15 protein-coding genes are annotated in these 14451 nt (G+C 55.6%); 7 read left to right on the forward strand and 8 right to left on the reverse strand.

The window, feature by feature from the left end; translation table 11 throughout:
• Nucleotides 1-88 precede the first annotated feature (88 nt).
• Nucleotides 89-628, reverse strand: a complete 540-nt coding sequence (locus IM290_RS11870; protein ID WP_032649957.1) for a DUF3251 domain-containing protein — start codon at nucleotides 626-628, stop codon at nucleotides 89-91.
• A 152-nt stretch (nucleotides 629-780) separates the two neighbouring features.
• Here IM290_RS11870 and nrdR point away from each other — a divergent pair, with 152 nt between their 5' ends.
• The 5 genes from nrdR to thiL all read left to right on the forward strand — a co-directional run bounded on the left by nrdR (nucleotide 781) and on the right by thiL (nucleotide 4386).
• A complete protein-coding gene (gene nrdR, locus IM290_RS11875; protein ID WP_003859099.1) occupies nucleotides 781-1230 on the forward strand; it encodes a transcriptional regulator NrdR in 450 nt (149 codons plus the stop codon).
• Between the two features lie 4 nt (nucleotides 1231-1234).
• Nucleotides 1235-2338: a bifunctional diaminohydroxyphosphoribosylaminopyrimidine deaminase/5-amino-6-(5-phosphoribosylamino)uracil reductase RibD gene (ribD, locus tag IM290_RS11880; protein ID WP_017383169.1), complete on the forward strand. Its 1104-nt coding sequence runs from the start codon at nucleotides 1235-1237 to the stop codon at nucleotides 2336-2338.
• An 87-nt stretch (nucleotides 2339-2425) separates the two neighbouring features.
• Nucleotides 2426-2896: a 6,7-dimethyl-8-ribityllumazine synthase gene (gene ribE, locus IM290_RS11885; RefSeq protein ID WP_003859098.1), complete on the forward strand. Its 471-nt coding sequence runs from the start codon at nucleotides 2426-2428 to the stop codon at nucleotides 2894-2896.
• Between the two features lie 21 nt (nucleotides 2897-2917).
• Nucleotides 2918-3337: a transcription antitermination factor NusB gene (gene nusB, locus IM290_RS11890; RefSeq protein ID WP_006809908.1), complete on the forward strand. Its 420-nt coding sequence runs from the start codon at nucleotides 2918-2920 to the stop codon at nucleotides 3335-3337.
• Nucleotides 3338-3414: 77 nt separating this feature from the next.
• Entirely contained in the window at nucleotides 3415-4386 is a 972-nt protein-coding gene (gene thiL, locus IM290_RS11895; protein ID WP_017383170.1) for a thiamine-phosphate kinase, read from the forward strand.
• Between the two features lie 41 nt (nucleotides 4387-4427).
• On the opposite strand, the gene IM290_RS11900 is transcribed toward thiL, so the two are convergent.
• From IM290_RS11900 to xseB, 4 genes are all read right to left on the reverse strand, one after another.
• A complete protein-coding gene (locus IM290_RS11900; protein WP_193041816.1) occupies nucleotides 4428-5402 on the reverse strand; it encodes an aldo/keto reductase in 975 nt (324 codons plus the stop codon).
• Between the two features lie 62 nt (nucleotides 5403-5464).
• Entirely contained in the window at nucleotides 5465-7327 is a 1863-nt protein-coding gene (gene dxs, locus IM290_RS11905) for a 1-deoxy-D-xylulose-5-phosphate synthase (protein WP_015571294.1), read from the reverse strand.
• Nucleotides 7328-7351: 24 nt separating this feature from the next.
• Nucleotides 7352-8251, reverse strand: coding sequence for a (2E,6E)-farnesyl diphosphate synthase (ispA, locus tag IM290_RS11910; protein WP_193041815.1), 900 nt, complete (start codon nucleotides 8249-8251; stop codon nucleotides 7352-7354).
• Nucleotides 8252-8494: an exodeoxyribonuclease VII small subunit gene (xseB, locus tag IM290_RS11915; protein ID WP_015571292.1), complete on the reverse strand. Its 243-nt coding sequence runs from the start codon at nucleotides 8492-8494 to the stop codon at nucleotides 8252-8254.
• Between the two features lie 178 nt (nucleotides 8495-8672).
• On the opposite strand from xseB, the gene thiI reads away from it, so the two are divergent.
• On the forward strand, nucleotides 8673-10121 hold the full coding sequence (gene thiI, locus IM290_RS11920; RefSeq protein ID WP_006809903.1) for a tRNA uracil 4-sulfurtransferase ThiI: 1449 nt from the start codon (nucleotides 8673-8675) through the stop codon (nucleotides 10119-10121).
• A 69-nt stretch (nucleotides 10122-10190) separates the two neighbouring features.
• On the forward strand, nucleotides 10191-10925 hold the full coding sequence (locus tag IM290_RS11925; protein ID WP_023296016.1) for a GntR family transcriptional regulator: 735 nt from the start codon (nucleotides 10191-10193) through the stop codon (nucleotides 10923-10925).
• Between the two features lie 26 nt (nucleotides 10926-10951).
• Here IM290_RS11925 and IM290_RS11930 read toward each other — a convergent pair whose 3' ends face one another.
• Genes IM290_RS11930 through IM290_RS11940 form a run of 3 tightly spaced genes read right to left on the reverse strand, consistent with a single transcriptional unit; the run spans nucleotide 10952 to nucleotide 14277 of the window.
• A complete protein-coding gene (locus IM290_RS11930) occupies nucleotides 10952-11674 on the reverse strand; it encodes a glucosamine-6-phosphate deaminase (protein ID WP_193041814.1) in 723 nt (240 codons plus the stop codon).
• A complete protein-coding gene (locus tag IM290_RS11935) occupies nucleotides 11671-12996 on the reverse strand; it encodes a 6-phospho-beta-glucosidase (RefSeq protein WP_193041813.1) in 1326 nt (441 codons plus the stop codon). Before IM290_RS11935 ends, IM290_RS11930 begins: the two co-directional genes overlap by 4 nt.
• A 12-nt stretch (nucleotides 12997-13008) precedes the next feature.
• Complete coding sequence (locus IM290_RS11940) at nucleotides 13009-14277, reverse strand: PTS sugar transporter subunit IIC (protein ID WP_017694419.1); 1269 nt, start codon at nucleotides 14275-14277, stop codon at nucleotides 13009-13011.
• Between the last annotated feature and the right edge of the window lie 174 nt (nucleotides 14278-14451).

Consider the following 14451-nt stretch of genomic DNA (forward strand, 5'->3'; position numbering starts at 1 on the left):
GGGATTGTAGCGGCAATCATTTATGTTGCCAATCCATACGAAATGTAAATGTTAGCGGAGTGACATTTCACTCCGCTAGAAGGGCGGGTTATTGCGCGGCGGGTTGAATGTCGTGAATACGGATAAAGCCCAGCTGTTCTGGCGTCAGTCCGCTCAGCTGGAGCGGGATATCAACATCGCTCGGCGCCAGCGTGCTGGCGGGGGCGGTGAAGAGCTGATTCTTCACGTTCACTTCCTGATAGCTCTCCGTGGTGCCCTGAATCTGGCCCCACTCTACGGTGCCGCTGAACGCGGGAAGCGGATCGTTGGACTCACCCTGAATGCGTAATGTTGCGCGAGTACCATCGGCATTCGCTGCAACATTCACCACAGACATCTTTAGCGTGCCAATCTGGCTGTTCAGACGCGCGGGCGTGTTTGCACCTGGCAATAAATAAACGCCATTGCTGGATTTGGCATTGAGCGCGTTCTGCTGGGTGATCTTCACGGTTTCTTTGTTAAGTTTGTCCATCGCCACGTTAAGCGTATTCACGCTTTGTTTCATCTCACGGACTTCGCTTTGCTGTGCGCAGGCGCTGAGCGTGAACAGGCTCCCCACCAGCACTATTTTCAGGTAACGTCTTGTCATTGCGTTTAATTCCTTGAAATCACAGATTGCTGCAATGGTAGACAGGATAGTGCCGTCAGGCATAGATCCTTTGTCTCAAAAAGCTCTTCCTTTGTTGTCGGGCCAGTTCAGGGTAAAATAGAAATCAGTTAACCAGATAACAGGGACATCGTATGCATTGCCCATTTTGCTCCGCTGTGGATACCAAAGTCATCGACTCGCGTCTTGTAGGCGAAGGGTCTTCCGTGCGTCGTCGTCGGCAGTGTCTGGTGTGCAACGAGCGTTTTACCACCTTTGAGGTGGCAGAGCTGGTAATGCCGCGCGTGGTAAAAAGTAACGATGTGCGCGAACCGTTCAATGAAGAGAAACTGCGTAGCGGGATGCTCAAGGCGCTGGAAAAACGGCCCGTCAGCTCCGATGACGTCGAAATGGCGTTAAACCATATTAAATCTTATCTGCGGGGGTTAGGCGAGCGCGAAGTGCCGAGCAAAATGATCGGCAATCTGGTGATGGAACAGCTGAAGAAGCTCGATAAAGTCGCCTATATCCGCTTTGCCTCCGTTTACCGCAGCTTCGAAGACATCAAAGAGTTTGGCGAAGAGATCGCCCGCTTACAGGATTAAGCCCATGCACGATGAGATGTACATGGCGCGCGCCATGAAGCTGGCGCAGCGCGGTCGGTTTACCACTCACCCTAACCCCAATGTCGGGTGCGTCATTGTTAAAGATGGCGAGATCGTGGGGGAAGGTTTTCACTACCGCGCAGGCGAGCCGCATGCTGAAGTGCATGCCCTGCGCATGGCGGGTGAGAAAGCGCGTGGCGCGACGGCCTATGTGACGCTGGAGCCATGCAGCCATCACGGACGTACGCCGCCGTGCTGTGAGGCGCTGATTGCGGCGGGCGTCTCGCGCGTTGTCGCCGCCATGCAGGATCCTAATCCGCAGGTGGCGGGCCGCGGGCTGTATCGTCTGCAACAGGAAGGCATCGACGTCAGCCACGGCCTGATGATGCAGGATGCCGAAAACATCAACAAAGGCTTCCTGAAGCGTATGCGCACCGGCTTCCCGTTTATCCAGCTTAAGCTTGGCGCGTCACTGGATGGCCGCACGGCGATGGCGAACGGCGAGAGCCAGTGGATCACCTCGCCGCAGGCAAGGCGCGATGTGCAACGTCTGCGCGCGCAAAGCCATGCTATTCTCACCAGCAGTGAAACGGTACTGGCTGACGATCCGGCCATGACCGTGCGCTGGGAAGAGCTGAATGCGGATACGCAGGCGCTCTATCCGCAGGAGAACCTGCGTCAGCCGCTGCGCATTATTGTTGATAGCCAGAACCGCGTGACGCCGGAGCACCGCATCGTGCAGCAGCCGGGTGAAACCTGGATTGCCCGCACCAAAGAAGATACGCGCGAGTGGCCGGAAGGCGTGCGCAGCATTATGGTGCCGGAACATAACGGGCATCTCGATCTCGTGGTGCTGATGATGTTGCTCGGCAAACAGCAGGTCAACAGCATCTGGGTTGAAGCCGGTCCGACGCTCGCCGGCGCACTGCTTCAGGCGGGGCTGGTGGATGAGCTTCTCGTCTACGTTGCGCCTAAACTGTTAGGTAATGACGCGCGCGGCCTGTTTGTGCTGCCCGGCCTTGAAAAACTGGCCGATGCGCCGCAACTCTCATTCAGCGAGATTCGTCCGGTAGGCCCGGATGTCTGCCTCCATTTAACGACAGCGTAATTGCTCCTGAAATAGGGAAGCAGTGCGCAAAGTATTATGATAAAATCCGCCCCCCTGCGGGGCCAAATGAACCCGTAAAGGAAGAGTATGAACATTATTGAAGCTGCTGTAGCTACCCCGGACGCTCGCGTCGCCATCACCATTGCGCGTTTCAACAACTTCATCAACGATAGCCTGCTGGAAGGTGCGGTTGACGCCCTGAAACGTATCGGCCAGGTTAAAGATGACAACATTACCGTCGTTTGGGTACCAGGTGCTTACGAACTGCCACTGGCAGCGGGCGCGCTGGCGAAAACCGGTAAATACGACGCGGTGATTGCGCTGGGTACTGTTATTCGTGGCGGCACTGCGCACTTCGAATACGTTGCGGGCGGTGCAAGCAATGGTCTGGCGCACGTTGCACAGGATGCTGAAATCCCTGTCGCGTTCGGCGTGCTGACCACCGAAAGTATTGAACAAGCCATCGAACGTGCTGGCACTAAAGCCGGTAACAAAGGTGCAGAAGCTGCACTGACCGCGCTTGAAATGATCAATGTATTGAAAGCCATCAAGGCCTGATTTTTTTGTAAGGGGAATTCCGTGAAACCTGCTGCTCGTCGCCGCGCCCGTGAATGTGCCGTCCAGGCACTTTACTCCTGGCAGTTGTCCCAGAACGACATCGCTGATGTTGAATACCAGTTCCTGTCAGAACAGGACGTGAAAGACGTTGACGTTCTGTACTTCCGTGAACTGCTGTCGGGAGTGGCGACTAATAGCGCGTATCTCGATGGTCTGATGAAGCCATACCTGTCCCGTCTGCTCGAAGAGCTGGGCCAGGTCGAAAAAGCAGTGTTGCGTATCGCGCTGTTTGAGCTGTCTAAACGTGATGATGTGCCGTACAAAGTGGCCATCAACGAAGCGATCGAACTGGCGAAAACCTTCGGCGCTGAAGACAGCCACAAGTTTGTTAACGGCGTGCTGGATAAAGCCGCACCTGCGATCCGTCCCCACAAAAAGTGATCCGCAAACCGGAGTCTTGCATTGCCTTTTTGGCAGTGCGGCTCCGGTTTTTTATTTAATTTGCTGAGGCATAACGTATGGCATGCGGCGAATTCTCCCTGATTGCCCGTTATTTCGACCGTGTCAGAACCTCTCGTCTTGATGTTGAAACCGGCATTGGCGATGACTGCGCACTTCTCAATATTCCCGAAAAACAGACGCTGGCAATCAGCACCGACACCTTAGTGTGTGGGCGTCATTTCCTGCCGGATATCGATCCTGCCGATCTGGCGTATAAAGCGCTGGCGGTGAACGTCAGCGATCTGGCGGCAATGGGCGCCGACCCGGCCTGGCTGACGCTGGCTCTGACCCTGCCGGAGGTGGATGAAGCCTGGCTTGAAGCCTTCAGCGATGCCCTGTTTGAACAGCTGAATTATTACGATATGCAGCTGATTGGCGGTGATACCACCGCCGGTCCGCTGTCCATGACCCTGGCAATCCACGGCTATGTGCCTGCCGGGCGCGCGCTGAAGCGCTCGGGTGCAAAACCAGGCGACTGGATCTACGTGACCGGTACGCCGGGCGACAGCGCGGCAGGGCTGGCCATCCTTCAGAACCGTTTAACGGTTGAAGAGGCTGACGATGCGGCGTATCTGGTGAAGCGCCATCTGCGGCCAACGCCGCGTATTCTGCACGGTCAGGCGCTGCGCGAGCGGGCCAGTTCGGCTATCGATTTGTCTGACGGGCTGATCTCCGATCTCGGCCATATCCTGAAGGCCAGCGGCGTGGGCGCACGCGTTGACCTGGATCTGTTCCCGCTGTCGGAGCAACTGCTTCGCCATGTCGAACCTGAACAGGCGCTGCGCTGGGCGTTATCCGGTGGAGAAGATTATGAGCTGTGCTTCACCGTGCCTGAGCTGAATCGCGGGACGCTGGATGTGGCGCTAGCGCATCTCGGCGCGAAATTTACCTGCATCGGGCAGGTGATGCCGGAAAGTGAAGGGTTGCTGTTTGTCCGCGACGGCGCCCCGGTTACGCTTGACTGGAAAGGGTACGATCACTTTGGGTGAGTGTTTTGCCGGGTAAGGCGAAGCCGCCACCCGGCAAGTGTTTATTTAAACCCTACCACCGGATGCTGCTGATACGGCGTCTCCAGCTCGGCAATCTGCTCCGGCGTCAACGATAAGTCCACCGCACTCAACAACTCATCCAGCTGTTCTTCCCGCGACGTGCCCACAATCGGCGCGGCGACACCGCGCTTGCTCAGCAGCCATGCCAGCGCCACCTGTGCGCGCGTTGCACCGATATCGTCGGCGATCCCGGCTAAGCGTTCGGCAATTAACGCATCGCTGGCTTCTGTATCGTCATACAGGTTTTTACCCACTTCATCCGATACCAGCCGGGCGGTAGTTTCCCCCCACGGACGGGTTAACCTTCCGCGCGCCAGCGGGCTCCACGGGATCACCGCCACGCCTTCCTGGTAGCAGAGCGGCAGCATCTCGCGCTCTTCTTCCCGGTAAATCAGGTTGTAGTGATCCTGCATGGTGACAAAGCGCACCCAGCCGTGCTGCGCCTGGAGATCGAGCGCCTGGGCAAACTGTGAGGCATGCATGGACGATGCGCCGATGTAGCGCGCTTTACCGGCTTTCACAACGTCGTTTAACGCTTCAAGCGTCTCTTCGAGCGGGGTGTTGTAATCCCAGCGGTGGATTTGCAGCAGGTCGACGTAATCCATGTTCAGGCGTCTGAGGCTGTCATCAATGGAACGCAGGATCTGCGCGCGAGAAAGGCCTTCCGCCAGATCGCCTGCCGGGTAGTACACCTTAGTGGCGACCACAACGTCATCACGACGGGCAAAATCTCGCAGGGCGCGGCCCACAATCTCTTCGCTGCTGCCGTCTGAGTAGCTGTTGGCGGTATCGAAGAAGTTGATGCCGCCGTCAATGGCGCGCTTGATGATAGGGCGGCTGCTCTCTTCCGGCAGCGTCCAGGCATGATTTCCCCGGTCAGGCTCGCCAAACGTCATGCATCCCAGGCAAAGCCGGGACACCTTAAGGTCCGTTTTTCCTAATGTCGTGTATTGCATGGTTCCGCTCCTGCTGTTTAAACAATACGTTTAAGCATAGCAGGAGCAGAAAAGGGGAGGGATCAGGCCAGCCAGGTGCGGATTTTAGCTTCGATACCGGCGGCGTCCAGACCAATGTCGGCGCGCGCCTCATCCTGGGTGCCTTGCGGGATGAAGTGGTCAGGGAGGCCGAGATTAAGCACCGGAACGGCTTTACGGTTCGCCATCAGCACTTCGTTAACGCCGCTACCCGCGCCACCCATGATGGCGTTCTCTTCCAGCGTGACCAGCACGTCATGGCTTTCCGCCATGCTCAGAATCAGAGATTCATCGAGCGGCTTCACGAAGCGCATATCGACCAGCGTCGCATTCAGGTTTTCAGCGACTTTTGCCGCTTCCGGCATCAACGTACCAAAGTTCAGGATCGCCACTTTTTCACCACGGCGTTTCACCAGACCTTTACCGATATCCAGTTTTTCCAGCGGCTGTAATTCAACGCCAAGGGCATTACCGCGCGGATAACGTACCGCGCAGGGGCCGTCCTGATAGTGGTAACCGGTATACAGCATCTGACGACACTCGTTTTCGTCGCTTGGCGTCATGATCACCATATCAGGGATGCAGCGCAGGAAGGAGAGATCAAACGCGCCCTGGTGCGTCTGGCCATCAGCCCCCACAATGCCCGCGCGATCGATAGCAAACAGCACCGGCAGCTTCTGAATGGCAACGTCATGGATAACCTGATCGTAGGCGCGTTGCAGGAAGGTAGAGTAGATCGCTACCACCGGCTTGTAGCCACCAATCGCCAGGCCCGCAGCAAAGGTTACCGCGTGCTGCTCGGCGATAGCCACGTCGAAATACTGGTCCGGGTATTTTTTGGAAAACTCCACCATGCCGGAGCCTTCACGCATGGCAGGCGTCACCGCCATCAGCATGTTGTCTTTCGCCGCCGTTTCGCACAGCCAGTCGCCAAAGATTTTTGAGTAGCTCGGCATCCCGCCGCTGCTTTTCGGCAGGCAGCCGCTGGTATGGTCGAACTTAGGCACCGCGTGGAAGGTGATCGGATCTTTTTCCGCCGGTTCGTAACCACGCCCTTTTTTGGTCATGATATGCAGGAACTGCGGGCCTTTCAGGTCGCGCATGTTTTTAAGCGTCGTCACCAGGCCCAGCACATCGTGGCCGTCCACCGGGCCAATATAGTTAAAGCCCAGCTCTTCGAACAGCGTACCCGGCACGACCATGCCTTTGATGTGTTCTTCGGTACGCTTAAGCAGCTCTTTAATCGGCGGTACGCCGGAGAAGACTTTTTTACCGCCTTCACGCAGTGAGGAGTAAAGCTTGCCGGACAGCAGCTGCGCCAGATGGTTATTCAGCGCGCCGACGTTCTCGGAGATCGACATTTCGTTATCGTTGAGGATCACCAGCATGTCCGGTTTGATATCGCCCGCGTGGTTCATGGCCTCAAAGGCCATCCCGGCGGTGATCGCCCCGTCGCCAATCACGCAGACGGTGCGGCGTTGTTTATTCTCTTTTTCGGCGGCAACGGCAATACCAATGCCCGCAGAAATGGAGGTGGAAGAGTGGCCGACGCTTAACACATCATATTCACTCTCGCCGCGCCACGGGAACGGGTGCAGGCCCCCTTTCTGGCGAATGGTGCCAATTTTATCGCGACGTCCGGTCAGAATTTTGTGCGGATAGGCCTGGTGGCCTACATCCCAGATCAGCTGATCGAACGGCGTGTTATAGACGTAATGCAACGCCACGGTCAGCTCAACCGTGCCAAGTCCGGAGGCGAAGTGGCCGCTGGAGCGGCTAACGCTGTCGAGCAGGTAGCGACGCAGCTCGTCACACAGCTTCGGCAGACTCTCTTTCGGCAACAGACGTAACTCCTGAGTGGAGTCAACTAACGCCAGTGTCGGGTATTTGGCAATATCAAAACTCATCAAAGGCTCATCGAGATTTATAGTTTATTTATCACGCTGGATTATGTAGTCCGCTAGCGCTTCCAGTGCCGAGGTATCCAGCGATTGCGCGGCCAGCTCATTCAGCGACCGGCGGGCATCGTCTATCAGATCCCGGGCTTTACGTTGGGCATGCTCAAGGCCCAACAGGGCGGGGTAGGTACTTTTGCCAAGCTGCTGATCCGCACCCTGACGTTTTCCCAATGTTGCAGTATCGCCCACCACATCCAGAATGTCATCCTGAACCTGGAATGCCAGACCGATACTTTCTGCGTATCTGTCCAGAACCGGCAGGGCTTTACGCCCGCGTTCACCCGCGCTCAGCGCGCCCAGGCGAACGGCTGCACGAATCAGTGCGCCCGTTTTGTGACGGTGGATGCGCTCCAGCTGTTCCAGAGTAACCTGACGCCCTTCAGCCTCTAAATCCAGTGCCTGGCCGCCGCACATCCCGGCGACGCCGCTGGCCATTGCCAGTTCGGACACCATTGCCAGACGATCGCGATCGCTCACCTCAACCATCGGCGCATCGCTCAGAATGGAGAAGGCCAGGGTTTGCAGCGCATCCCCCGCCAGAATGGCATTCGCTTCGCCAAATTTGATATGGCAGGTTGGCTGACCGCGACGCAGATCGTCATCGTCCATGGCCGGCAAATCATCGTGGATCAGCGAATAGGCGTGGATACACTCCACGGCGGCTGCCGGGGCGTCCAGCGTGTTATCGCTGATACCGAACATATTGCCCGTGGCATACACCAGGAACGGACGCAGGCGTTTACCCCCCAAGAGTGCGCCATAGTGCATGGCTTCAACCAGTGGAGTGTTCTGAAAAGGCTGCGGCTTAATGAATCGGCGCAGCGCATCGTTGGCGCGGATGACGCGCGCCTGAAGCGCGTTGGAAAAATCCATTTACTCGGCGTCCGGTGTGAATGGCGTGGTTTTAGCGTCTTCGCTGTCGGAAAGCAGGATCTGCACACGCTGCTCGGCCTGCTGGAGTTTTACCTGCCCCTGGCGCGCGAGCTGCACGCCGCGTTCAAATTCGTTGAGCGCGTCTTCCAGCGGGAGATCGCCACTCTCAAGACGGATAACGATCTGCTCCAGTTCACTCAGCGCAGTTTCGAAACTGGCCGGTGCGTCGTTTTTCTTCGGCATAGTGAATTGACTCTTAAATTTTTCGCCCTGACATGGTAACGGACTCGGGGCAATTATCAAATAACGCGAGTGGCGCGATGGTGGTATACTTGCGCGCCTGGATGCAGCCACGGGTGTGGGCTGCTGTATCATTTTCCACTACAAGCCTTTATAAGCTTGCCTAAGAAACATTGCCGCCATGAAGTTTATCATTAAATTGTTCCCTGAAATCACCATCAAAAGCCAATCCGTGCGTTTGCGCTTTATTAAAATTCTCACCGGGAACATTCGTAACGTATTAAAACACTACGACGAAACGCTCGCCGTGGTGCGTCACTGGGACCACGTAGAAGTCCGCGCGAAAGACGAAAACAAACGTCTTGATATTCGCGACGCGCTGACCCGTATCCCGGGTATTCACCATATTCTGGAAGTGGAAGACGTTCCCTTCACCGATATGCACGATATCTTCGAAAAGGCGCTGGTGCAGTACCGCGACCAGATCGAAGGGAAAACGTTCTGCGTGCGCGTGAAGCGCCGGGGTAAGCATGAGTTTAGCTCTATTGAGGTTGAGCGCTACGTCGGTGGTGGTCTGAACCAGCACGTTGAAACGGCGCGCGTGCGCCTGACTAACCCGGACGTCACCGTTAACCTTGAGATCGAAAACGATCGCCTGCTGCTGGTCAAGGGCCGTTACGAAGGTATTGGCGGTTTCCCTATCGGCACTCAGGAAGATGTGCTGTCGCTGATCTCCGGTGGTTTCGACTCCGGCGTGTCCAGCTATATGCTGATGCGTCGTGGCTGCCGCGTGCACTACTGCTTCTTTAACCTGGGCGGCGCGGCGCATGAAATCGGCGTGCGTCAGGTGGCGCATTACCTGTGGAACCGCTTCGGCAGCTCCCACCGCGTGCGTTTTGTGGCGATCAACTTTGAGCCGGTGGTCGGCGAAATCCTCGAAAAAGTGGACGACGGCCAGATGGGCGTGGTGCTGAAGCGTATGATGGTGCGTGCGGCGTCCAAAGTGGCTGAGCGCTACGGCGTGCAGGCGCTGGTCACCGGTGAAGCGCTGGGGCAGGTCTCCAGCCAGACGCTGACTAACCTGCGTCTTATCGATAACGTGTCTGATACGCTGATCCTGCGTCCGCTGATCTCTCACGATAAAGAGCACATCATCGATCTGGCGCGTAAAATAGGTACTGAAGATTTTGCCCGCACCATGCCGGAATATTGCGGTGTGATCTCAAAAAGTCCAACCATCAAAGCGGTGAAGGCGAAGATCGAAGCGGAAGAAGAGAACTTCGATTTCAGCATCCTGGAAAAAGTGGTGGCGGAAGCGTCCAACATCGATATCCGTGAGATCGCTCAGCAGACCGAGCAGGAAGTGGTTGAGGTAGAGACGGTCAGCGGCTTCGGTGCTAACGATACGATTCTGGATATCCGTTCTGTTGATGAGCAGGATGACAAGCCGTTGCAGGTGGAAGGCGTCGAGGTGGTTTCGCTGCCGTTCTACAAGCTGAGCACCCAGTTTGGCGATCTCGACCAGAGCAAAACGTATCTGCTGTGGTGCGAACGTGGGGTCATGAGCCGTTTGCAGGCGTTGTATCTGCGTGAGCAGGGCTTCGCGAACGTGAAGGTGTATCGCCCGTAGTTTCTCGCCCGGTGGCGCGAGCGCTACCGGGCCTGCGATTCTATGCTCTTTTTGGCCGGGTAATCGACAATGGAAAAAAAACATAAGTACTGGGAAATCAAAGAGAGAATCAAAAAAGATATTCTCAATGAAGTCTACAAAAAGGGCGAAAGCATTCCGTCGGAGCGCGATCTTGCCGGTATTTATGACGTTACGCGCGTAACGGTTCAGAAAGCCATGGCGATGCTGGTACAGGAAGGGTATATCGAGCGTATCCACGGCAAGGGCATGTTTGTTTTAAAGAATACTGCCAGCAATATTTACATTCTGAATAATGAAAAGAGTGACAGTATTCTCGGGTTTTCCCGTGAATTTCAGGGGCGGGTCAACGTAACCAGCCGCTTGCTGACGTTGACGACCCTTCACGCCGACGCGGCGCTGGCACAGCACCTCGAAATTGCGCAGGGTGATGATGTCTGGTTTATTCGCCGTATCCGTTTACTGGACGGACAGCCGGTGTTAATTGAAGACAGCAATATTCCTCACAAGGTGGTTGCCACTGTTCCGCAGGCTATTCTCGAAGTGGGATCGCTGTATGGCTATATTGAAGACTTTACCGGTAAGAAAATCAGCGACGCCGATTCACTGATTGAAGCGGATCTTTTTGATGAGGAGCTGGCGGCCCATCTCAATATTCTGCCAGGCCAGCCGATGTTGAAAATTACCGAAGTCACGCGCCTCGATGACGGTAGAGCATTTAACTTCTCCATCAGCTACAACCGGGCAGATATTTTCCGCGTCAAGAATATGCACATCAAACGATAACAGGCGCATCAGCGCCTGTTTCTCTTTTACAGCTTAGCGGCTGCCGCTTTATCGACAATGATCCTTAACCGTGGGTGCGGCTTTAGCAGCGTCGCGGGAACCGCCGGGTCCGGTGCGGAATTGACGGTTGTTGCGATGATGTCGGCTTTTTTCTCGCCGCTTGCCATCAAAATAATGGCCCGTGAGGCCAGGATAGTCTTCATCCCCAGCGAAATGCCCTGACGGATATGACGCTGCTGGCCGAAGTATTTAACCGAAACGGCCTGCGTCACCGCATCCAGGTCCACGACGTGGCAACCGGTATCGAGGGCGGCGCCCGGTTCATTGAAGCCGATATGGCCGTTCATACCGATCCCCAACACAATGATGTCAGGCCCACCGTGGGCCGTAATAAAGTTATCCACACGCTGACACTCTTCCTCGGGGGATTGCGTCAGGCCATCAAAGAAACAGATCTGATCGTCGCGCAGGGCCAGGTGGCTGAAGAAATGGCCCCATACCATCTCCCGGCAGCTGCCTTTATCGGCCTGACCCAGCCCCAGCCACTCATCCAGGCCAACAAATGCCGCACGGGAAAAATCGAACTTACCCTGTTTGCTGGCGTGCACAAGCGCGGCAAAAACGCCCAGCGGCGTATCTCCACCCGCGATGCAAATCAGCGCATCGGGTTTTTGCGTAACGGTTTCAATGACCGCTTTCGCCACGGCGTCACTCAGCGCCGCATAATCGTCTGTCTGTTCTACGTTCATTGTGCGTCCTTACGTTTAGCATACTGGGGTAAATAACGGTGGTTGACCTCAAGATATTCATTAAGGATCTGTTCTGCCGCGGCGGCAGAAGGCACAAGGGGATTTACGCTCAGCGCCAGCAGCGCCGTGTCGTAATTTCCAGTGACAGCGGCCTCAACGGTGAGCTCTTCATAGGCCTTCACGCTCTGGATCAGGCCGCGGATCTTCACGGGCAGCCTGCCATAGGCGAGGGGATGCGCGCCGTTTCGGTCGATCATGGCGTTGGTTTCCAGCGTAACGTGATCCGGCAGATCGGGTGTTGTGCCCCTGTTAGGAACATTTACGACGTGGACCTCTTTTTTATCGTTATAAATAGCGCTGATGATCGAGCATGCAGTATCGGAGTACCAGGCGCCTCCGCGCTGCTCCAGCTCTTTCGGCTTGTGCGCGAGATGGGGATCCTGATAAAGCGTAAAAAGCCGTTGCTCAATTTCGCGCGTCTGCTCGCCGCGGGTTCCCTTAGTATTTGCATCGCGCAGCGCGGCGTCGGTCATCTCGCGGGTCAAAAAATAGTATTTGAGGTAGGAGATAGGGTACATGTGGAGTGCCCTGGCAAAGCGGGCACTAAACCCAATGTCCGGTATATTTTTCAGGGAGTTATTTGCGCTGCCCTCGGCCAGTTTTTCAATAAAGTCGTCAGTATAATCCTCTCCCTTGAGGAAAATTTGGTCGGCAAAAATAAGATGGTTCAGACCAATAATGCGTGCGTAAACGTCCGACTTCTGCACGCCGTAGGCTTTGGCGATGTCCATCATCATGCTGTTTGCGCCACTGCAAATGCCTATGGTCCGAATGGCCGAGTGGCGGGTGATTGCCTCGGTGACAATCCCGGCCGGGTTGGTGAAGTTAATCAGCCAGCCGTTCGGGCACCATCTTTCCATGTCCTTACAGATATCCAGCAGGACCGGGATCGTGCGTTGAGCTTTCATAAACCCGCCGGGACCTGTCGTCTCTTGCCCCAGAACGCCGTATTTTAGCGGGATTTTTTCATCGTTGATGCGGGCATCAAGAAAGCCGACACGCAGCTGCGTGGTGACAAAATCGGCATCTTTCAGCGCCTCTTCCCGATCGAGCGTCAGGTGGATATTCATTGGGAGCCCGGCTTCAGCTACCATGCGCTGGGCCAGCTTTCCGACAATCTCCAGCTTCTCTTTTCCCTCTTCAATATCCAGCAAATAATAATCGGTGACCGGCAGCTCTGCGTAGCGTTTGATAAAACCGTCGATCAATTCTGGCGTGTAGCTGGAGCCGCCGCCAATAGTGACAACCTTGAGCTTTTTCATCGTGGTTCCTTTTTACAAGATGGGGTCGGAAAGCGTGTCCGCGTTGCGGCGGGCATTCTCTTCGGCCGCTTCGGTTTCAAGTTGTTTGCGCTCGGCCAGTTTGAAAAACGGCAGCCAGACCAGGGCGGAAATAACCAGCGTGCAGACGGACCAGATCACGGCAGGGATATTGCCGCCGGTCACGAACCATGCGGCGAAAATCGGCGGCATGGTCCAGGGGATCTGTAAGACGGGGCGACCAATGATGTCGAAGTACATCAGCGACCAGGTTGAGATGCACAGGATCATCGGCGTCAGGGTAAACGGGATCATCAGCAGTGGGTTGAAGACTATCGGGCAACCGAAAATGACAGGTTCGTTAATACAAAATATCGCGGAGGGCAGGGAGAGCTTGCCCACTGATTTGTACAGCCGACTGCGGGAACGCAGCATGGCAATGACCAGCCCCATGGTCGCGCCCGTTCCGCCCAGGCACATAAAGACGATATAAAACCCGTCGGCGGTAATATGGGGAATGGGCTGATGATGCAGATAGGCCTGAGTATTTTCAGCGATGTATTTCAGGAAAATGGGACTGGTGATGCCGGAAAGCACGTTGTCGCCATGTATGCCGCAGCACCACAGCAGCGAAATCAGAAAAATAAGCACCAGCATGCCCGGCAGCGAACCGAGGCCGGAGACGAGCGGGCTGAGCAGCAGGGTGAAGAAGTGGTTGATATCAAAATTCAGGATGACCCTAATCAGCCAGATCAGAGTGATTGCTACCGCGGCGGGGATCAGGCTCGCAAAAGATTGCGCCACGGCAGGAGGCACGCCCTCCGGCAGGGTGATCACGACGTTGTGCCGGATAAAAAATCGCACGATGTGCACCGTCAAAATCGCCAGGATGATGGCAGAAAACAGCCCCGCCGCACCAAGATTGTCAACGTTGAGCTGATAGCTGTCGTTGAGTTGCGCCAGTAAGAACACCACCAGCGTGACTATGCAGCAGGTGATAGCGTTGAGGTTGTACTCCTTCGCGAGGTTGTAGCTGATACCCACCGCAGAAATCAGCCCTATCGCACCAAAGGTAACGCCCACCGGGGCGCTGAGCTTTTCGGCAAACGGGCCAAGCCATTCACTCCAGCCGGGTATCGGTAGATTGGCGAGAATGAGAAACAGGCTACCGGTGATGGTGAAGGGTAAGGTCAGCGCAATACCGTTGCGCACGGCGACCAGTATTTTATTTTCGCCTACGCGAATCAGTACAGGAATGACTCTGTGCTCAAGAAATGTAATCACATTGCTTACTCCAGAAGAGATTTCTGCTCTCCCGCCGCTGTTGATGTTATCAGGCTTTGCTGGCGGATTTTTGAACTGGTATATACCAGTTGAATGCAGTTTTTCACGGTTCTTTTAGCCTGTCAAACAGGCATGCAATGCGGTGCAGATTTGATTATTTGTCTGAAAATAAAG

It is taken from the genome of Enterobacter cloacae complex sp. S1 (assembly GCF_014930525.1).
Lineage (GTDB): Bacteria > Pseudomonadota > Gammaproteobacteria > Enterobacterales > Enterobacteriaceae > Enterobacter > Enterobacter hormaechei_C.